Source organism: Acetomicrobium flavidum (assembly GCF_900129645.1).
GTDB classification, from domain to species: domain Bacteria; phylum Synergistota; class Synergistia; order Synergistales; family Acetomicrobiaceae; genus Acetomicrobium; species Acetomicrobium flavidum.
Genome location: NZ_FSQZ01000001.1, coordinates 228,129 through 247,400 on the forward strand (window position 1 = coordinate 228,129; position 19,272 = coordinate 247,400).

17 protein-coding genes and 1 other RNA gene are annotated in these 19,272 nt (G+C 46.1%); 17 read left to right on the plus strand and 1 reads right to left on the minus strand.

All coding sequences use genetic code 11. The features are described 5' to 3' along the window. Positions 1-41: 41 nt before the first annotated feature. Positions 42-845, minus strand: a complete 804-nt coding sequence (locus tag BUQ78_RS01130; protein ID WP_074199022.1) for a CheR family methyltransferase — start codon at positions 843-845, stop codon at positions 42-44. Between the two features lie 103 nt (positions 846-948). Between BUQ78_RS01130 and rnpB the strand changes: the two genes are divergently transcribed. The 17 genes from rnpB (at position 949) to BUQ78_RS01215 (ending at position 19,265) form a co-directional block, all read left to right on the plus strand. After that, positions 949-1,283, plus strand: an RNA gene (gene rnpB, locus BUQ78_RS01135) — RNase P RNA component class A. 122 nt (positions 1,284-1,405) lie between these two features. Next, positions 1,406-1,834, plus strand: a complete 429-nt coding sequence (mraZ, locus tag BUQ78_RS01140) for a division/cell wall cluster transcriptional repressor MraZ (RefSeq protein WP_014806759.1) — start codon at positions 1,406-1,408, stop codon at positions 1,832-1,834. Next, positions 1,822-2,724, plus strand: coding sequence for a 16S rRNA (cytosine(1402)-N(4))-methyltransferase RsmH (rsmH, locus tag BUQ78_RS01145; protein WP_074199023.1), 903 nt, complete (start codon positions 1,822-1,824; stop codon positions 2,722-2,724). The genes mraZ and rsmH overlap by 13 nt, the downstream gene beginning before the upstream one ends. A gap of 23 nt (positions 2,725-2,747) precedes the next feature. Next, positions 2,748-3,146 carry a hypothetical protein gene (locus BUQ78_RS01150; protein WP_014806757.1) on the plus strand — a complete coding sequence of 133 codons (399 nt, stop codon included), beginning with the start codon at positions 2,748-2,750 and terminating at the stop codon, positions 3,144-3,146. After that, complete coding sequence (locus BUQ78_RS01155; RefSeq protein ID WP_074199024.1) at positions 3,143-4,804, plus strand: peptidoglycan D,D-transpeptidase FtsI family protein; 1,662 nt, start codon at positions 3,143-3,145, stop codon at positions 4,802-4,804. Before BUQ78_RS01150 ends, BUQ78_RS01155 begins: the two co-directional genes overlap by 4 nt. Before the next feature lie 16 nt (positions 4,805-4,820). Then, on the plus strand, positions 4,821-6,332 hold the full coding sequence (locus BUQ78_RS01160) for a UDP-N-acetylmuramoyl-L-alanyl-D-glutamate--2,6-diaminopimelate ligase (RefSeq protein WP_074199025.1): 1,512 nt from the start codon (positions 4,821-4,823) through the stop codon (positions 6,330-6,332). After that, positions 6,329-7,741, plus strand: a complete 1,413-nt coding sequence (locus BUQ78_RS01165) for a UDP-N-acetylmuramoyl-tripeptide--D-alanyl-D-alanine ligase (RefSeq protein WP_074199026.1) — start codon at positions 6,329-6,331, stop codon at positions 7,739-7,741. The genes BUQ78_RS01160 and BUQ78_RS01165 overlap by 4 nt, the downstream gene beginning before the upstream one ends. Continuing rightward, on the plus strand, positions 7,731-8,693 hold the full coding sequence (mraY, locus tag BUQ78_RS01170; RefSeq protein ID WP_074199027.1) for a phospho-N-acetylmuramoyl-pentapeptide-transferase: 963 nt from the start codon (positions 7,731-7,733) through the stop codon (positions 8,691-8,693). The genes BUQ78_RS01165 and mraY overlap by 11 nt, the downstream gene beginning before the upstream one ends. A 3-nt stretch (positions 8,694-8,696) precedes the next feature. Next, entirely contained in the window at positions 8,697-10,058 is a 1,362-nt protein-coding gene (gene murD, locus BUQ78_RS01175; RefSeq protein WP_074199028.1) for a UDP-N-acetylmuramoyl-L-alanine--D-glutamate ligase, read from the plus strand. Then, positions 10,055-11,200: an FtsW/RodA/SpoVE family cell cycle protein gene (locus BUQ78_RS01180; RefSeq protein WP_074199029.1), complete on the plus strand. Its 1,146-nt coding sequence runs from the start codon at positions 10,055-10,057 to the stop codon at positions 11,198-11,200. The genes murD and BUQ78_RS01180 overlap by 4 nt, the downstream gene beginning before the upstream one ends. 1 nt (position 11,201) lies before the next feature. Further along, positions 11,202-12,302: a UDP-N-acetylglucosamine--N-acetylmuramyl-(pentapeptide) pyrophosphoryl-undecaprenol N-acetylglucosamine transferase gene (locus BUQ78_RS01185; RefSeq protein ID WP_074199030.1), complete on the plus strand. Its 1,101-nt coding sequence runs from the start codon at positions 11,202-11,204 to the stop codon at positions 12,300-12,302. Then, complete coding sequence (gene murC, locus BUQ78_RS01190) at positions 12,289-13,728, plus strand: UDP-N-acetylmuramate--L-alanine ligase (RefSeq protein WP_084532131.1); 1,440 nt, start codon at positions 12,289-12,291, stop codon at positions 13,726-13,728. The genes BUQ78_RS01185 and murC overlap by 14 nt, the downstream gene beginning before the upstream one ends. Before the next feature lie 13 nt (positions 13,729-13,741). Continuing rightward, positions 13,742-14,527, plus strand: a complete 786-nt coding sequence (locus tag BUQ78_RS01195) for a hypothetical protein (RefSeq protein ID WP_074199031.1) — start codon at positions 13,742-13,744, stop codon at positions 14,525-14,527. A 55-nt stretch (positions 14,528-14,582) separates the two neighbouring features. Beyond that, on the plus strand, positions 14,583-15,905 hold the full coding sequence (gene ftsA, locus BUQ78_RS01200; protein WP_074199032.1) for a cell division protein FtsA: 1,323 nt from the start codon (positions 14,583-14,585) through the stop codon (positions 15,903-15,905). A 23-nt stretch (positions 15,906-15,928) separates the two neighbouring features. Beyond that, the gene (gene ftsZ, locus BUQ78_RS01205; RefSeq protein WP_074199033.1) at positions 15,929-17,080 is read left to right on the plus strand and encodes a cell division protein FtsZ; all 1,152 of its coding nucleotides are present in this window, start codon (positions 15,929-15,931) and stop codon (positions 17,078-17,080) included. Positions 17,081-17,143: 63 nt separating this feature from the next. Then, positions 17,144-18,568 carry a B12-binding domain-containing radical SAM protein gene (locus BUQ78_RS01210; protein WP_318259436.1) on the plus strand — a complete coding sequence of 475 codons (1,425 nt, stop codon included), beginning with the start codon at positions 17,144-17,146 and terminating at the stop codon, positions 18,566-18,568. A 31-nt stretch (positions 18,569-18,599) separates the two neighbouring features. Continuing rightward, positions 18,600-19,265 (plus strand): SPOR domain-containing protein, encoded by a 666-nt coding sequence (locus tag BUQ78_RS01215; RefSeq protein ID WP_074199035.1) that lies wholly within the window; start codon positions 18,600-18,602, stop codon positions 19,263-19,265. Positions 19,266-19,272 lie beyond the last annotated feature (7 nt).

Consider the following 19,272-nt stretch of genomic DNA (forward strand, 5'->3'; position numbering starts at 1 on the left):
ATAATATACCCCCCATGGATTGTACTATGGGGGGTATATTATTAGGGCAATTTTTTTCGGTATAAGAACTGCCCCAGAGACTCCAACCCCAAGTCACGGTAGTCGTATATCGTCTCCGTTGCACCTACCATCAGAATACCTCCAGCCCTCAGTGCCTGGGCAAATTTTTGGTATAGGACTTTTTTAGTATCAGGCGAAAAATATATCGTGACGTTGCGACACAGTATGAGATCGTATGTGTTTTGTGAAAATGGCGTATTCAATAAATTTACCAGTTTGAATTGAACGCGCTTTTTGATCTCTTCCTTTATCTGATAATAATCATCCTGCAATTTCACAAAATACCTTTCGATCCAGTTTTGTGGGACATTTGTCAGCTGTCTTTTGTGGTATATACCCTTCAAGGCAATGTTGGTTGCCTCTTCGTCTATATCCCAAGCCTCTATGTAAGGTGGGCATAGCAGATTTAACTCCTGTGCAAGGATTGCCAGCGAGTAGGCTTCCTCTCCGGTGGCCGAACCGGCGCTCCACATCTTCAACCTTTTGCCTCTCTCATTGACCAGGGAAGGCAAGATCTTGTCGCGCAAGAGCCACCATATGGACGGATTTCTAAAGAACTCCGATACATTTATTGCCAGATAATCGAGGAATTCCTTGCGTTTATCGGGGTTTTTTCGCAATATATCTATATATTCATCGTAATTCGAGCATTTCCATCGTTGCATCAACATATGAACCCTTCTATGAATCTGCTGTTTGTAGGCATCTAAATCGATGTTCATAAGGGTTCGTACCTTTCTTTTGAATTCCTCGTATCCAGGCATTGGAGAAAATTGCGATTCCATCCAGCTCCTCCTAACTTTTCGGTTATAACAGGTCTATTGGCACAACCTATTGCAGGGAAGTGTCTATGATGATATCCTTAAATTGAAATCATAGCAAGGAATTCGAGCATCTCAGATGACCGCGTCCCCCAGCGGGATGAGGAAAGTCCGGGCTCCACAGGGCAAAGCGCTGGATAACGTCCAGCAGGCGCGAGCCTCGGGAGAGTGCCACAGAAACATACCGCTCTCTTTTGAGAGTAAGGGTGAAAAGGTGGGGTAAGAGCCCACCGGTCATTGGGCGACCAATGAGCCAGGCAAACCCCGCTTGGAGCAAGATCAAATAGGGAGGAATGAGGTGGCCCGCTGACCTCCGGGTTGATCGCTGGAGAAGGGGCGCAAGTCCCTTCCAAGAGAAATGGTCATCTTTACACAGAACCCGGCTTATGAGATGCTCGAGATTCCATCAAACTTAAGCCCCGGGACCCATACAAAGGTGAAACTTTTGGGTCCTGGGGCTTGTATTGTGTGGCAACTTGATGGTAAAGTGGTAGAAAGTGTCTTAAAGTGGGATGAAGTGAAGGATGATGATAGGCACTTACGAACACCGCTTAGACAAGAAAGGACGACTAGTCTTGCCGTCAAAGTTTCGGCAAGATCTAGGAGATCTTATTGTCGCATCCGTCGGAGTTGAACAGTGCATATCACTATATTCAAAGAATGAATGGGAGAAGTTGCTAGAGCGCTTCCAAAAAATGCCATTTTTCAGAAGCAAGTCGAGGGATTTTTTAAGGGTGTTGCTGGCAACCGCACATGAACTTCCGGTGGACACTGCAGGAAGGATATTGCTCCCGCAAATACTGAAATCCCATGCTTCTTTAGACGTAGAGGTTTGCATAATTGGGGTGGGAGATCATTTGGAAGTATGGGATCGCGACATATGGGATAAATACAGAAGAGACGTAATGGCAAACCTTCCTTCCATAGTGGAGGGAGTAGAATGGGATCAATAGATCACGTTCCAGTAATGTCTGATGAAATTATTGATATATTATCTAAGATCGATAGATTGGATTTGTTGATAGACGCCACCCTAGGGCTAGGAGGACATGCCTTAAGGATATGTTCCACGTTCCCAAGTGTGGTCATCTTAGGTGTTGATCAAGACGAAGAGGCGTTGGCGGTAGCATCAAAAAAGCTTGCAGACTTCAAAGATAGGGTAATGCTGGTCAAATCCAATTTTAAGTTAATAGACGATATAGTGATGTCACATTTGTCAGGTCGGTTAGCTGATGCAGTGCTCTTTGACCTGGGTGTTTCGTCGATGCAAGTGGATGACGAAGAGAGGGGATTTTCCTTCAACAAAGAAGGACCTCTAGACATGCGTATGGACAAGCAGGGCGCAATATCAGCATATGATTTGATTAATAAGTTGACCGTCGATGAATTGACCGAGATATTTTACAAATATGGAGAAGAGCGTTATTCACACCTCTTGGCTAAAGCTATTGTACGCTACCGCGAGCGCCATGGTCAGATTTCTTCGACTACAGAGCTTGTTGAGATCGTTCGCAACGCCCTGCCTGCCAGAATACAAAGGCACATGGGCAAACACCCGGCCAGGAAGATCTTTCAGGCTTTAAGGATTGTGGTAAACGACGAGATAAATGCATTGAAGCAAGGCTTAACGAAAAGCGTTGATTGCGTGCGAAGCGGTGGTGTCATCATAGTGCTGAGCTATCATTCTCTGGAAGATCGCCTAGTCAAACATACATTCAAGCAGTGGGAAAGCGATGGACGGGGAAGATTATATTCTAAAAAACCCATATTGCCTAAGCCCGAAGAGGTGGAACGCAATCCAAGGTCCAGAAGTGCTAAGTTGAGAGCTTTTATAAAATCATAAAGGCAAGGAGGAGGCGAAGAAAGATGTCTGGATGGAATGGGAAAAGGGGGGTGTATTCTTATATTATATTGATTTCCCTGGCTCTCCTCGGACTTGCTGGCCTTCGTTTTTATAGTTTATATCTTGAAAATGAACTAATGACGCTCAATAGCCAAATAGATGAGCTTCGACAAAGGGATTTGCTTCTGTCCCAGCGTCTTCTTTCTTTAATGGCACCCGATCGTGTGGTATATTACGCAAGCAGTAATCTGGGAATGGTTAGAGATACGGAATGTGATATGACCATACGACTTGCAGTTACACCAAATGGCGGAGATTCACCCATTACATCTACTATGTCCGTAGCGGCAGAAAATAGGGGAATCTTGAGATTTCTTTATCCTGCCGCCAGTGCCAAGGAGGAGCGAAGGGATAGATATTGAGGGGATCTAGAAGCATCTGGTTTGTGCTTTATTTGGCCTTTTTAATTGTATCGTTTAAGGTTTTTCAGCTTTGTCTTTTTCCTGATTCCAAAGTCGTTACATGGGCGCGGAGCCAATATTGGCAGCAGATTTTAGCGACGTCGTCACGGGGAATCATAGCCGATAGAAACGATGTCACGTTGGCTTTATCTGTCCCAAAGTGGAGCTTATTCGTCGACCCTGCCTTTTGGGAAGCAAGCCAATTGCCAGTCCTGTCAAGGTATTTGCCCAAGGGTGTAACGGACAAGCTTAAAAGACCCTTGGAGGGAAGGTTCATTTGGTTGGTGCGTAAATTGTCTCTATCTGAGGGCGAAAAGGTCCTTTCGCTAAAGCTGAAAGGAATTTACGGAATAAAGGAAATGGAGCGCTCCTATCCCTTTGGAAGGCATATGGCCCACCTGCTTGGCTTCGTTGACATAGACGAGAAGGGGCTTGCCGGAGTGGAAAAGCAATGGGACGTATTTATATATACGCCTCCGGAGATCAAAACCCTGGTTAGGGATGCAGCTGGCAACCTATTCGAAATGGCTTCAACTTTATCAGCCGAGGAAGCCGTCTTACCTAAAAGCAAGGTAACCCTTACCATTGACTGGCGGCTTCAATATATCGTGGACAACGCCCTCCAAAATGGCGCTACCGAAAACGGAGCCGAATGGGCTGCTGCCGTGTGCATGAATCCCATTACAGGAGAGGTCTTAGCCATGTCAAGCTATCCATCATACGATCCCGAGAATAGAAGCACATTTGCAGGAGAACGACTCAGAAACAACGTTATAGGAAGGGTTTATGAACCTGGTTCTGTCCTCAAACCCATAATGATGGGCATTGCCATGGAAAACGGTTATGTCACCTCTGGCAGCATCTTTCGCTGTGGAGGTTCTATTAGGATAGCCGATCATACGATTCGAGAAGTTGGAGGTCGAGCCCATGGCACGGAGGACATATATAAGATAATCATAAATTCCTGCAACGTAGGCATGGCTCAAATAGGGATGATGATGCCTGTCAACTTTACTTACAATGCCCTGAGAAGTTGGGGATTTGGGGTTCCCACGGGAATAGAGTTACCCGGAGAGGAAGATGGTCTTCTTCCGCTTCCGTCGCAATGGTGGGGAGTTGTACCGGCAAACATAGCATTAGGGCAAGGCATAGCCATAACACCCATTCAGTTAGCTCAAGCTTTTTCCGCCATCGCAAATGGAGGAGTTTTGGTTCGGCCCTATTTAACCAAAGCCGTATTCGACGGAAACGGCGAAGAGGTTTACTACGGCCAGAGGCGAGAGGTTGCCCGGGTGTTATCGCCCCAAACGGCTAAGATGATGCGAAACGCGCTTAGACGTGCAGTAGTGGAAGGTACAGGCAAAAGAGCCGATGTGGAAGCCGTCAAGGTGGCAGGTAAGACCGGGACGGCGCAAGTGGCACATAGGGGACAATATTTAAAAGACGTCCACGTTGCGTCTTTTGCCGGTTTCTGGCCATACGACAACCCCAACTATGTGTTGGTTATCGTCTTGGGAAATCCACGAGAGAAGGGCTATATGGCTGGAGCCATTGCAGCTCCGATATTTAAATCCATTGTTGAAGAAATGATATCGACGGGTCTTGAATTGAACAACTGACGGCAGGTGACGATCGATGGAAGTAACTCTCAAGAGTTTGGCAGAATTTCTTTTTCAAAGGCGTTGTTTGAAAGAAATAGTCTCTTCAGATTCAGGTGATTTGTCACGGATCGTTTCGGATGTTTGCATAGATAGTAGGCTTGCAAAAAGGGGTGCCCTGTTTTGTTGCCTTGACGGCACGAAAAGAAGGGGAGTAGAGTTTGCTCAAGATGCTGCTAAATCTGGAGCCATAGCTGTAATTGCAAATGAAAGAATCCTGAATTTGGACATACCTCAACTGATAGTTACTGACACGAAAGAGGCCTCCGGGTTGGCTGCTGCTTATTTTCATGGATTGCCGGCAAGCAAATTGCTCATGATAGGCGTGACTGGAACCAACGGCAAAAGCACTACCGCATATTTAATTCGAAGTATTCTAAAAGCAGGCGGGATGAAATGTGGATTAATCGGTACCATAATCTACCACGATGGAACAAGGGAGGAGGAGGCAGACAGAACTACTCCGCAGGCACCGTTAATTCAAAGCTTACTTAGTCGAATGGTCCAAAATGGCTGTCACGCCTGCGTTATGGAAGCTTCATCCCACGGCATAGAACAAAAACGCATAGCCGGATGTCTTTACGACAGGGCGGTTTTTACCAATTTGACACCTGAACATCTGGATTACCATGGCAACATGGACAACTACTTTGCAGCAAAGAAAGGGCTATTTGAGAGACATATGCGCGGCAGCTGGAAAGTCTCTACCAACATCGACGACCCCTATGGAAAGGCCATCCAAAAAATATTTGAGCCCTACGCATTGGAATTTGCCATTCATAATAAGAGTGAAGGAATGATTTCAGGCTTTATAATCGACAGTTCGATTCGTGGCATCGACATGGGCATTAACCTTCCGGGATCCCTAATAAATGTCTCTTTACCTCTGCTTGGAGAATACAATGCTTACAATTCTCTGGCTGCCGCGAGCACGGCTTGGTCACTTGGGTTTTCGCCTGACGTCATTAAAGCGGGCTTAGAAAGCTGTCCACCGGTACCCGGAAGGCTTGAGAGATACTTCGTAGAAGACGGGCCAGTCTGCGTAATAGATTATGCCCATACACCCGATGCCTTAGAGAAAGTTGCTTCAACGATCAAGCCCCTTTGCGATGGCGAGATATGGCTAGTATTTGGGCATGGCGGTGATCGCTTCAGGGAAAACAGGCCCTTACTAGGTCGCGTTGCTGCAAGCTTGGCAGATCATATCGTCGTTACCATGGATAATCCGAGAAGCGAGGATCCGGAGGATATTGCATTACAGATAGTAGATGGCATAAAATCAAGCCTCGGGAATCCCGAGTACAGGATTATCATAGACAGGAAACAAGCGGTGCATTTTGCTTTGGATAACGCCAAGGCTGGCGACGTTGTATTGATCACCGGCAAAGGACCGGAACGCCAAATTATATTCAAGGACCATACAATGCCCTACAGCGATTACGAGGCATTAAAGGATTGGTGTAATTTAAGGGGGAAAAGACTTTTATGAACTGTAAACACGCTTCTTCGATTACATTGACGATTGGAAATCTGCTGGGCTGCACATCTGTATGCGGTAAGGATATAGGCATGCCCTGTCGAGTGGAAACCGATAGCAGAAAGATCAAGGATGGGGATATATTCGTAGCCCTTAAGGGCGAAAGGCTGGATGGACACGACTTCATCCTTGATGCCGTAAGAAGGGGAGCAAGGGGAGTAATATTTAAGCAGGAAGAGATGCCCAAATATAGTGAGCTTTTGCAGGGCAAGGATGTGACGCTTTTTGGGGTGCAGTCTCCTGAACGGGCAATAGTAGACGCAGCTGTTCGATATCTTTCTTCATTTTCTTCCTTAAAGGACATAATAGCCATTACCGGCAGCGTCGGCAAGACGACCACTAAAGACGCCATAGGCAGGATATTGCAAGGGAAATATAAAGCACACGTTTCCGCAGGCAATCATAACACCTTGCTCGGTTGTTCATTGACCGTCCTGTCGGCACCTTCGGACACAGAATACTTGGTATTGGAGATGGGCGCAAACGCAAAAGGAGAGATAGCCGAGATTGCAGATCATTTCCCTCCTTCGATGGCCGTCATAACCTCCGTTGAACCGGTACATTTAGAGGGATTTGGAGATATCCGGGGAGTCCTTGAGGCCAAGCTTGAAATCGTGACTCCGCATTGTGAAGTTTTATTCATAAATGGCGATTGTTCCTTATTAGCTGAAGGAGTCGCCGCCTTGACGGACAGGCCGTCAAGAGTGATAACCATCGGAAGAGACCCATCTTGCATGTTTAAAATTTTGGACACCAAACTACACCAGGATGGACATCAATACTTGAGAGAAGTCTTGATAGAAACCCCCCTTGGAGTTGCACAACTTGAAAGCAAATTGTGGGGCGAGCAACATGCCATGGTAGTGGCTGTGGCTACAGCTGTAGGGTATGAGATTGGCCTGAACTTCGACGATATAGCTTCAAGTTTAAGGGAGATGTCCTCACCCAAGGGTAGAGGTGCTTTGCTTAAAAGCGATGAAGGCATTATGTTTGTCGATGAATCGTACAATGCAAGTCCCGTGACGGTAAAGGCAGCCCTAAAGAACCTACTGGGCATACCATCACGGGGGCGAAGAATAGCAGTCTTAGGCGGGATGAGGGAACTTGGAGGTTTTGAGAGGGAGTTTCACCGTGAAGTGTTTGAAACGGCAATTTCTGTTGCCGATGTCACCATACTATATGGAAAGGAATGGAACAATTTAAGCGCCAATGGCAAAGAGGTCCTTCATCTACATGACATCGAAGAGATCGTAAATTATTTGAAAGGCATTCTGCGTTCGGGAGATATAGTATTAGTCAAAGGTTCCAGGGTATATGAGATGGAGCGAATTTATGAATGGTGGTCATTAAATGAGCTGTGAGTATCTTTTGCTAATTTTTGGTCTATTGATGATATTAGGGATCGCCTTGCAGAGGCTATGGATAGGACTTTTCGTTAAATTTAAGTTGGGGCAGACCCCTAAAGATTATGGGCCGAAGCGCCATATCCTCTTAAAGGCAGGCACCCCCACGATGGGCGGTGCTATATTTATCGTCCTGACCATCGTAGCATTGCTCTTTGTTAAAGAAAGTTATGCGACTAAAGGCGAGATGTTCGTGCTATGGTGGCTGGCCTTTGGGGGTGGCGCTGTCGGTTTACTTGATGATCTCCTAAAGATAGCAAGAAGATCTAGCGAAGGCCTTACATTGCGACAAAAACTGCTTGCGCAAATTGTGGTGGCCGTACCCTGGGCATGGATTGCAGCAAATCAGGTTCCGCTATATTTGCTTTCGAGCTCTAGCCCGCTTGGGTTTAAAACTTCATTTTTTATACTCTGTTTTTTTGCTGTAGGCCTGTATAATGCCTTGAACATAACAGACGGTTTGGACGGACTTGCGACCGGGGCTTCCATAGCCTCAATGGTCGCCCTACTTTGGACGCTAGAAATTCCATCATGCAGGTTATCTTTAGTCATAGGCTTGGCGTGCGCTTTGTCATTTTTGTGGTACAATTCCCATCCGGCAAGGGTGTTCATGGGAGATGTTGGAGCTCATTTTATCGCCGGTCTTTTGATGGGTAACGTCGTCATGTCGGGGTATATTTTGCTTATACTTCCAGTATCATTTATCTTTGGTATAGAGATAATTTCCGTCATACTTCAAATCATATCCTTCAGATGTTTTGGCGGAAGAAGGATCTTTAAGATGAGCCCGTTGCATCATCACTTTGAGTTATGCGGATGGCAAGAAGAGCACATCGTAGTAAGGTTTTGGTTGATACATATCATCGGCATTTCGCTTTTAGGGGCTCTAATTGGTTGGCAGGTGATGTAGAAGATGAAAATCACAGTAGTCGGAAGTGGCGTCAGCGGAAAAGCTTTGGCGTTATTTGCAAAAAATGCAGGTTTTGATGTGTTCGTGACCGAACAAAATAAGTTGGACGACGATACTAAAGAGCTATACGACGAAAATGGGATAAAGTGGGAGGAGGGTGGCCATACAAGAGGATTGCTTGATTGCGACCTCCTGGTGTTAAGTTCGGGGGTATCCGAAAAAAGCATTCCCGTCAAGATGGCTCGCCAGGAAGGGCTACCCCTGAAGGGTGAGCTGGATTTCATATATCCCTATTTATCCGGTAAGATCATAGGCGTAACCGGCACCAACGGAAAAAGCACCACAGCTGCTTTAGTGCATCATTTATTGACAAAATTGGGATATAATGCTGCTTTAGCGGGTAATTTTGGTATCCCTCTGGCTAATTTTGCCATGAAGAAATTTGACTACATTGTCATAGAGGTGAGCAGCTTTCAGCTTCATTGGGCGACTCATTTTAGCTTCGACATAGCCATAGTGACCAATATATGTCCCGATCACATCGACTGGCACGGAAGTTTTGAGGCGTACGTTAAGGCAAAGAGGCGAATAATAGATCTTCTTGCCCCAGATGGATATTGCATATACCGCACCAAAGAAGAAGACCTCCTACAGATCGGCAATCGCAAGGGTGCTCGCCTTTATTGGTCTTCAAACACGCCGGTATATGGAAATGCAGTTCAAGACGATCTAGTGTTAAGCAACTCCGAGGTAGTTTTGATGGCAAATGATCATAATTTGAAGCTCTTTTCCCCCACGACTTTACCGCTCTTTGGTCGACATAACGTCGAAAATGCTGCGATGGCCATGGCTGCCGTATATTACCTGGGGCGCGATGTAAATAAGGCAAGCAAGTCTCTTTCAGACTTTAAGAACCTTCCCCATAGGTGTGAAAGGGTTGGCGAAAAAGACGGGGTGCTTTTTATCGATGACTCAAAGGGCACAAACGTTGCCTCAACCATTACGGCCATAACGTCAATTCCCGGCAGGAAGGTTGTTATATTGGGTGGCAGGGGCAAAGGAGAGCAATACGATGAGCTCGCTAAAGTTGTAAAAGAACACGTCAAAGCTGCGATACTATTGGGAGAGGAAAAAGAAGCAATTTCAAAGGCATTGGAAGAAGCAAAATTTTATAACTTTTATTTTGTTTCGTCCATGGAAGAAGCCGTAAGCATGGCCTTTAAAATTGCCGACCAAGGAGAGATAGTATTGCTTTCTCCGGCATGTACCAGCTGGGACATGTACAAAAACTACCATGAAAGAGGAATGCATTTTCAAAAAATTGTCAAGGAGATTGTAAAAGCAGACACCGTGAAAAATGGATGAAAGTGCGATCGAAACCCAAAAAAAAACACGAAGTTGCATGTTTCTTTGACGTATGGTTGGCCGTGATCCCACTGCTTTTGTCTCTTTTTGGGATCATAATGATAATATCTGCCTCCGGTTACTTTTCGCTGAAAACATTTGGCTCGCCATGGACTTACGGCATAAAGCAGATTAAGTGGCTTTTGGTCTCCTTGATCTCCTTGGGGGTAATGTATTCCATCCCCATAAGCTTTTGGAGGCGATGGTCCGCCTTTTTGTGGGTCATGGCCATATTATTGTCATTTGTCGCCTTAATGCCCTTTTTAGGGATGTCGGTTGGAGGTTCGTCCAGGTGGATCAGATTGGGCCCATTTTCCTTTCAACCGTCGGAGTTGTTGATATTTTTGATGGTCGTTCATCTGTCCAAGGTCATCTGTCAAACGGATTGGGATCCGAGAAAGGCCTTTGCACGAACGATTGGGGTGATAACCGTCAGCGCCGCTCCCCTTCTTCTTCAGCCCGATATAGGCTCCACGCTCATACTTGTTGCGGTGGGGATGGGGATGTTCATCATGAAGTATGGTTGGAAGTACCCTTTAATGCTTTTGTTTGCCTTGGTGGTACCGATGATGATATTCATATTCAGTGCCGCTTATAGGCTCAGGAGGCTTAGGGCGTGGTTAAATCCCTGGCAGGATCCCTTAAATGAAGGATTTCAGGTCATACAGGGATTGATCGCCTTTGCTAATGGTGGATTTTGGGGGGTAGGGCTTGGAAGGAGCTTGCAGAAGCTTCAATATTTGCCTGCTGCCCACACCGACTTCATATTTGCCATATGCGCCGAAGAATTCGGCCTTTTAGGCACATTAACGATCGTGGGCGCCTTTGCGCTCATGACGTGGAGGGTACATCTGCTCTGGCTACAAGCAAATGAAGAGTATTTGAGTTTTTTGATCTTCGGCCTTTGGCTTTCTATCTTGATACCCTTTTTCATAAACATTGGGGGGGTAACTACGCTAATACCGCTTACGGGAAAGGCCATGCCTTTCTTGAGCTATGGCGGCAGCGCCATTTTGGCGACATGGATGAAGGTGGGATTGCTGCTGCGCTGTTCCGCAGATATCAAAGGGCGAGGGACACTAAACATGAGGAGCAGTTTTTAAAATGAGCGATCATCTTCGGATATTAATCGTTGCAGGTGGAACCGGGGGACATATTTTGCCGGCAATATCCTTTGGCCGATGGATTGAAGAAAGGAATTTGCCCGCTGAAGTCACTTACCTTTGTGGCAACAGGGAACTTGAAACGAGCATCTACAGGGCATTGGGGATAAGTCCTATCGTCATGCCCCTATCGGGGTCTCCCTTCGGGGTCAAGGGTTTTCGTTCTATTTTACGATGGAAAGAATTGTTTGTTTTTTTAGCTAAAGTGCATAAATTGGTTAAAGAGATCATGCCCGACGTCATCCTTCTTTTCGGAGGCTATCTGTCAGTGCCCTTCATCTTAGCTTCATCATTCCTTCATGTTCCTATCGTTGCACATGAGCAAAATGCCGTTGCCGGCAAGGCGACCAGGCTTTGTTCGAAGCGAGGTATACCTGTATTGGCAGGTTGGGAAGAATGTCTTTTTCTAGATTCAGGAACCTTTACGACCGTTGGGGTTCCCATTCGAAGGATCAAGTTTATGGATAGACAGAGTGCCTGGGAATCCATTGGAGGGAAAGGCATAGTTCCTTCAAAAAAGTTTGTAATGGTAATGGGCGGCTCTATTGGAGGTTACTCGTTAAAGCAATCTATTATTGAGGTTGCAAAGCGTGATTCTTTAAAGAACCACATATTTGTGTTGATTGGAGGCGATGGGAGGCCGGGCATTCAGCAAGTTTCTGGCAACGTATTGAATGTACCTCCTTCTTGGGATCTGTCGGCACATTTTTCTTTGGCTGACTATGCAGTTACCAGGTGTGGGGCATCGACACTATCGGAACTTATCTGCTATGATGTACCAGGCGTGTTGGTGCCTTGGGAGAACGCTTCAGATGGCCACCAACTGATGAATGCAAAGCTTTTTTTACGTCTTGGAAAAGGTAAAATATGGCGCGAGAACGAAAGTATCGACCAATTAGAGGATATGCTTTTGGAGGTATCTAATTTGCACAGGACTCTTAATTACGACGAGTGTGACGCGAAAAGAAACGAGATATGTGTCCGCTTCTGGGACGCTATGTCTTTTTCTATGAAAGGAGAGGGCCCCATTGGACGCGTTTAGCAAATCTACGATTTTTGGAGACGGCATCAAGTCTCTTCATTTGATGGGAGTCGGAGGCGCCGGCATGAGCGGGCTGGCTCATTTACTGAAAGAGCTTGGCTACGAGGTGTCAGGTTGCGACGTTAGCAGGACCAGCTATATATGCAACCTCGAAAGGCTTGGCATAAAGGTCTTGAGAGGCCATTGCGCATCTCACATAGATATCTTTAAGCCGGATCTGTTGGTATACAGCAGCGCTATCGCATGGAACAACGTGGAGCTGGAATATGCCAGAAAGGTTGGAGTGAACATAGCCAGGAGGGGCGACATCCTGAGCGCCTTATTCAATCGATTAAAGGGCATCGGCATAGCTGGGGCCCACGGCAAGACTACCACTTCATCCATGATCGCTACAGTGTTGGATGCCGCAGGCTTGGATCCCACCGTGGCGATAGGGGGCGAAGTGTCCGATATAGGAGGCAATGCGAGGCTGGGACATGGCGAGTACATGGTATCTGAGCTTGACGAAAGCGACGGATCCTTTGAGCTGTTTTCATGTCATATACCGGTGATCACCAACATAGATTGGGATCATGTTAATTTTTATCCAACGTTTCAATCTGTTCAGGATGCCTTCGTTCGATTTTTATCGAACCGGAAGGATGGCGGGAAGATAGTTATGTGCGGAGAGGATGCAGGATGCCAGTCCGTATCGAAGCTTTTTGCCCCCCATTGCATCACTTACGGATGGGGTAAGCATTGGAACTGGGGTGCCGTGGATGTAAATCATTCCATAGGTGGAGGCGTTACGTTTACTGCAATAAGGGAAGGCAAGGAAATGGGAAGGCTTGCCCTCAGGGTATCGGGTGAGCATAACGTTTTGAATGCCTTGGCAGCTTGTGCCGTAGGGGATTTGTTGAACATAGACTTCGGTATAGTTCAAAAGGCCCTTTATAACTTCAAGGGAACCAAAAGAAGATTGCAATGCCTTGGGATCAGTAACGGCATATATTTTTACGACGATTATGGCCATCATCCCAGGGAAATTCGAGCCACCTTGGATACCTTGCGTAACATTTTCCCATCCCATAGGTTGGTAGTGATATTCCAACCGCACAGATATACGCGCACGAAAGCGATGTACGCCAAATTTGCCGAGGTGCTGGCGAATGCCGACGTGGTGTACATACTTCCAGTATATCCCGCCGACGAAAAACTCGAGGAGTCGATCAGCTCTGACCTGATCACGAATTGTTTGGTGAATGAATACGGCCATGAGCGATGTCTTTCCGTTAGCGAAGGGGAGGTTGTTACAAAGGTGGCCGACGAGTTGTTGCCGGGAGATATCCTTCTGACGTTGGGGGCGGGTAACGTTAATGTATATGGAAATCAGATATTCAATGTAATCGCCTCGAATTTAAGGAGACAAGGCATGGTGTCCATATGATGGACGTGATATATTGAAAGGAGAAAAAGCGGCAAAGATAAAAGTAGCTTTCCTTTTGATGATGGCTACATCCTTTGTCCTTGGTTTTCTTTATGGCATTGAAGAAAGGATTTACCTTTTTAGGCTTAAAAACATCGATGTCGTTCCAAACAATGTTTTGATCGAACGGGAGGCAGCTAACTGGACAGGAAGGGCGGCTAGGTTTTGGCCATTGCTTTTTACGAGTTTCTCGTCGTGGAAGAGCGATATAGAGGCAAGGTATCCCGTTAGTGTCTCCGTGAAAGTTAATGGATGGGGTAAGATAACAATCGAGTGGATTCATCTTCAGCCATCATTCATTGTAAAATGGCACGGCATAAGATGGTTCATTACTTCTAATGGAATGGCTTGGAGCGAAAAAAATCCTTTGTGGGAAAGCATTAACGCTGATGTACGTGGGATGTTGACGCTAAAATGGGATGATTCTATGCCTCCCCTGGTGCCAAACGAATCAGATTTACTTGGAGTTCGCCAAAGCATTTTTCCGGTTAAATCCATTGTCGAGTTCGTAGAAGCAGTGCGTAATACACCATGGGTTCAAAGTTTGAATGATATAAAATTAATGAGGGTTGCCGGAGAACTTATGGTCATGATTACGGTTGCATCCATGGGCAAAGATGTTAATATATTGTTGGAATTTTCTAAAATTACATGGACCAACCTGTCCCCAGCGTTGGAAGCAATCGTTAAATCGACCGATGCAAACAGAATATTCCTTGATGCAACATATAAAGATAAAATTGTGATAAAGACAAAATGAGCCTCTTTTGAAGTTTCTTCGTTGGATTGATATCGAGGGATGGAGGCATCCGAAGATGTACGAAAAGATTGATTTGATTGCAGGGCTTGACATAGGCACAACAAAGACCTCGGTAATCGTGGCGGAAAAAGATCGGCGTACCGGCGAAGCTCAGATAATCGGAGTCGGGTCGGCTCCTTCTATGGGCTTGCGCAAGGGCTTGATCGTCAACTTCGAACAGGTCGTTCGGTCCATATCTTCTGCCCTCGAGGATGCCGAGAGCATGACTGGCATCGCCGTAAATAAGGCATTCGTCTGCTTTAGCGGCGCTCTTACTACTAGTATAATTTCGAAGGGCATGATATCGCTCGGCAGCACTCCAAGGCAGGTCACCGAGGTTGATGTCCAAAGGGTGATAGATGCTTCCTTATCCGAGATAAGCATGCCCAACAATTACTGCACAGTACATACCATACCGGTCATGTATTCCATAGACGGACAAAAAGGCATCGACGATCCCCTGGGAATGACCGGGGTGCGCCTAGAAGTCGAGGTGCAGTCCATCATGTCTCCTACTGCGACCGTGCAAAATGTAGTCAACTGCGCCGAACGGGCGGGAGTCAGCGTAACTGGGCTGATCGTAAAACCCCTGGCAAGCGCCTTGGGGGTGTTAACCCCGGGAGAGATAACGTCAGGAGTCGCTGTGGTGGATATCGGAGGGGGCACCACTGGGGTTTCCATTTATGTGGATGGGGCGTTAAAGAAGCTTTCCGTAATTCAAATCGGGGGAGATCACATAACAAATGACGTTGCAAGGGTCTTAAAGATTCCCATGGAAGCTGCTGAGGAACTAAAAAAGCACATATCCCTCGGGGATGACTCTGACGCCTTTGACGAAGAGCTGGAATTTCTGGTCCAGGGCAAGCGGGGAAGCTGTAGCGCTGCACAGGTGCACGAGGTGGTGTATAATCGACTGGAGGAATTATTCGAAGATTTTGTAAACAAGGAGCTTCGTGACATCGGTTCAATTATGCTGCCAAGTGGGTTGGTGTTGACAGGCGGCGTTGCAAAGACCAATGGCATTGCCGATATGGCCTCGGAAATTCTAGGCATGCCCGTCAGAATTGCTAATCCCATTGATGGACCTAAGATGCCTCCCGGCAGAAACGGCTGTGAATATGCATCATTGGCAGGGATCATAAAATACGTGAACATTTTGGAAAAATATCCTCTTAAATTCATAGGACCGTCCATATCATTTTCATCCAACATCATCGCCGGGCAAACCAAGGTCAAAAGGAGTAAAGTCGGCGTAGAGGAAGATCATGGACCTGGTGTGATCGTAATGTTTAAGAACCTATTGAGCACTATTAAAAGGACGTTTAAAGAACTTTTTTAAGTAATTTTTGGAGGAATCATAAGATGGCTGAAAATGGGAAGTTATTTGAAATCGACAACTCAAAAGAAGGCAAATACAGAGAGGTTATCAAAGTTGTTGGCGTAGGCGGCGGCGGCAATAACGCATTAAACCACATAATATCGAGTGGCCTTAAAGGGGTGGAGTTCATAGCAGCCAACACTGACGTCGCTCAATTAAACCAAAATTTGGCCAGCATTAAGATAGTGCTTGGTGAGCAACTTACCAAGGGCAAAGGCGCTGGATCGGATCCTGAAATAGGATTTAAGGCTGCCAAGGAATCCGCTGACATGATAAAAGAAATCTTACAGGGAGCTGACATGGTTTTTATTACAGCCGGAATGGGCGGTGGTACGGGGACTGGGGCATCTCCGGTCATCGCCGAAGTGGCCAAGGAAACAGGGGCCCTGGTCGTTGCCGTTGTTACAAAGCCCTTTATTTTTGAGGGTAAAGTGAGAATTAAACAAGCCCTGGAAGGCATTAAAAATTTACAGGATAAGGTTGATGCTCTTATCGTAATACCCAACGACAAGTTGCTTGAGATATCCGATAAAAAAATGGCTTTACTCGATTCGTTCAAGTTAGCCGATGAAGTGCTGCGTCAGGCTGTACAGGGAGTGACAGATCTGATATTGAGGCCTGGATTGATAAACGTCGACTTCGCGGATGTAAGAGCTGTAATGAGCAACGCTGGGTCTGCAATAATGGGCATTGGCGAGGCCTCGGGAGAGGACCGTGCCGTCATGGCTGCAAAGGCTGCCATAAACAGCCCCTTGATGGAAACTCCGATGCAGGGAGCAAAGGGGATATTGTTCAATGTAACAGGCGGCAATAACGTCGGAATTCATGAGATCAAAGAGGCAGCTCAAGTAATCACTGAGGCAGCTGCAGAGGATGCTATTATAATTTGGGGTCACGTCTTGGATCCCGAAATGGATGATAAGCTTCAAATTACCGTTATAGCCACTGGCTTTTCTCCTATTTCTCAACAGAGCGAGACTTCTCGAGTAAAGAGCATGTCCGGCAAAAAGAGGTCGCGCGTAGACCTTGAAGAGGCTGAGGTTAAGGTCCCTGAGGAGGACTTGTTCAGAATAAGTGGAGTACAAGTCGATACCTTTGACCTTCCCACCGTTGTGAGGAGGAAAAAGAAGGAGTAGTCGGTGTCGCGAAGTAATCTTAACGAAATAACGCTTGTTGATTTGCCCAAAGGAGGAGCCCCCTTGTGGGCGTTGATATACCCCAACGTCTACAAGGTGGGAATGACGAATTTGGGCTATCATTATGTTTATGCAGCGTTGAAAACAAGGGGTGTTGGCGCAGAAAGACTGTTTTTTGATTCCAATTGCAGGTCGTTGGAAGAAGATCGTCATCTGGGGGAATTTCCCATTATCACCGCATCTGTTTCCTATGAACCAGATTATGTTAACTTAATAAACATATTAGCTGATAGCAAAATATCGCTTAATTGGCGAGATAGGGCCCGTTTTAACGGACCGGTCATAGGAATAGGTGGAGCTGTAAGTTACATCAATCCCCTCCTTTTCTCTTCATTGGCCGATTTTGTCTGTTTAGGAGACGGAGAAGTTGTAATAGATCATTTAGTAGACTCGCTACGTGACTACATGATCCATCAAGATAGAGCGAGGCTATGGGATGAGTTGTCGACCTCGCCTTATATTTACGTTCCCCCTCTTCATGATGAGCTTATCTTGTCCGACAAGGATGGAATTAACAGGAAAAGGGGCAGAATACAAGACCTTTCAAAATCCCTAGGACACAGCCTTTGGTTAACTCCTGAAGCAGCCTTTGGTAGAACTTTGCTGCTGGAGCTACAGCGAGGCTGCTTTAGAAATTGTCCCTATTGCGTTGTTCCAAACAATTTTGGCAAGGCAAGGACGAGGTCTATCGATGATCTCATATCATTTTTAGATAATTTTAAGGGCTTAGGTGATTTTAACGTAGGTCTAGTTACGCCCGAAGCGGGGGATCACCCCCATCTTGGACAATTGCTTGATGCCATAATGGAGGCAGGAAAGAGAGTAAGCTTTGCCTCGCTTCGCATTGATGCCCTAAACGAAAAAGTGCTGGAGGCTTTGGCCATGGGGGGTAAAAGAAGCATAACGATTGCCCCAGAAGCTGGCAGCGATGCATTGCGAATGACCATAAAAAAGCACTTTACCAATGAACTCATCCTTAAAAAACTTGCTATGGCCAAGGAATATGGTATAAATTCCGTAAAGATGTATTTTATGATCGGCCTGCCCGGTGAAAGTGATGAAGATATAAGGGCAATAGCTGAAATGTCGCAGAGCATATGGGATTTACTAAAGATAAAACTGACCCTTTCAATAGGTATTTTTGTGCCCAAACCGGGGACGCCATTTTCAGGGGAACCCTTTATAGGTATTTCTGAAGGTAGGCGTAGGTTAAATATACTTCATAGGTCACTAAGGGGATTTGGTAAAGTCATAACGTTACGACCAGTAGATTTTAAGGGATCGTTGAAAGAATATGTGCTATCATGGTATGGTTTAAAAGAGGCCGAGAGCATCCTGAATTTAGCAAAGAACGACGATAGAGGCTTTCTTAATTTACCAGTTTCTAGAGAATTAACTCAAGAGCAATTATCCAGGTTATATCTTTAAATAAAGAATTAATTTAAGGGGTGATAAGCGCATGATGAAAAGAGATCGGCAAGGCGAGAAAAGGCCCGTCTTTTCCTTTGGCCAAATAATGATCCCCTTGGTGGGATTAATAGCCATCGGCTTGTTATATTTGGGAGTTAAGATGTTCTTTTTTACTCCGACTAGGATTGTCAACGACAAAGCAAATATACCGCCTGCAGAAATAGAGGCACAACCTGCCCCCATATCAAACCATGCAGATACAGGCCCTGCAAAGCCTGCTTCGAAGGCTCCCGGCACGTCCGTCAAGGCAACCCCATCAGTGCCCATTGAAGAGCCCTTAGCAAGCTCTAAAAATGTCGTAGCCGTGCCATCAAGCGAAAGCCCTGCTGCAAAGTCGACGAAGGCTGCAAGTAAGACCACTACCGATGGCCTCGAGGCCAAGACATCTCAACAACCTTCAGCAACATCTCAGCCATCTAAGGGCGGGTGGGGAGTCCAGGTTGGCTCCTTTACGGAAAAATGGAGGGCTGATGAAGTTAAAGGCAAACTTGAGAAGGCAGGATACGGAAATCAAGTCAGAATTGTCGAGGCTGTAGTTAACGGCAAGAGATATTACAGGGTACAAGTTTATGCCGGTGGAGATGTATCTGACGCCAAGCAGTTGGAAAAGAAGATGCAGGATATGAACTTGCCTACATTTGTAGTTAAATATTAATTTAAAA

What these genes read in the sequence shown, in the direction of transcription:
- BUQ78_RS01130 (WP_074199022.1), bottom strand. Translation starts at nt 845, where the DNA reads ATGGAATCGCAATTTTCTCCAATGCCTGGATACGAGGAATTCAAAAGA.
- mraZ (WP_014806759.1), top strand. Translation starts at nt 1,406, where the DNA reads ATGATGATAGGCACTTACGAACACCGCTTAGACAAGAAAGGACGACTA.
- rsmH (WP_074199023.1), top strand. Translation starts at nt 1,822, where the DNA reads ATGGGATCAATAGATCACGTTCCAGTAATGTCTGATGAAATTATTGAT.
- BUQ78_RS01150 (WP_014806757.1), top strand. Translation starts at nt 2,748, where the DNA reads ATGTCTGGATGGAATGGGAAAAGGGGGGTGTATTCTTATATTATATTG.
- BUQ78_RS01160 (WP_074199025.1), top strand. Translation starts at nt 4,821, where the DNA reads ATGGAAGTAACTCTCAAGAGTTTGGCAGAATTTCTTTTTCAAAGGCGT.
- BUQ78_RS01165 (WP_074199026.1), top strand. Translation starts at nt 6,329, where the DNA reads ATGAACTGTAAACACGCTTCTTCGATTACATTGACGATTGGAAATCTG.
- mraY (WP_074199027.1), top strand. Translation starts at nt 7,731, where the DNA reads ATGAGCTGTGAGTATCTTTTGCTAATTTTTGGTCTATTGATGATATTA.
- murD (WP_074199028.1), top strand. Translation starts at nt 8,697, where the DNA reads ATGAAAATCACAGTAGTCGGAAGTGGCGTCAGCGGAAAAGCTTTGGCG.
- BUQ78_RS01180 (WP_074199029.1), top strand. Translation starts at nt 10,055, where the DNA reads ATGAAAGTGCGATCGAAACCCAAAAAAAAACACGAAGTTGCATGTTTC.
- BUQ78_RS01185 (WP_074199030.1), top strand. Translation starts at nt 11,202, where the DNA reads ATGAGCGATCATCTTCGGATATTAATCGTTGCAGGTGGAACCGGGGGA.
- ftsA (WP_074199032.1), top strand. Translation starts at nt 14,583, where the DNA reads ATGTACGAAAAGATTGATTTGATTGCAGGGCTTGACATAGGCACAACA.
- ftsZ (WP_074199033.1), top strand. Translation starts at nt 15,929, where the DNA reads ATGGCTGAAAATGGGAAGTTATTTGAAATCGACAACTCAAAAGAAGGC.
- BUQ78_RS01215 (WP_074199035.1), top strand. Translation starts at nt 18,600, where the DNA reads ATGATGAAAAGAGATCGGCAAGGCGAGAAAAGGCCCGTCTTTTCCTTT.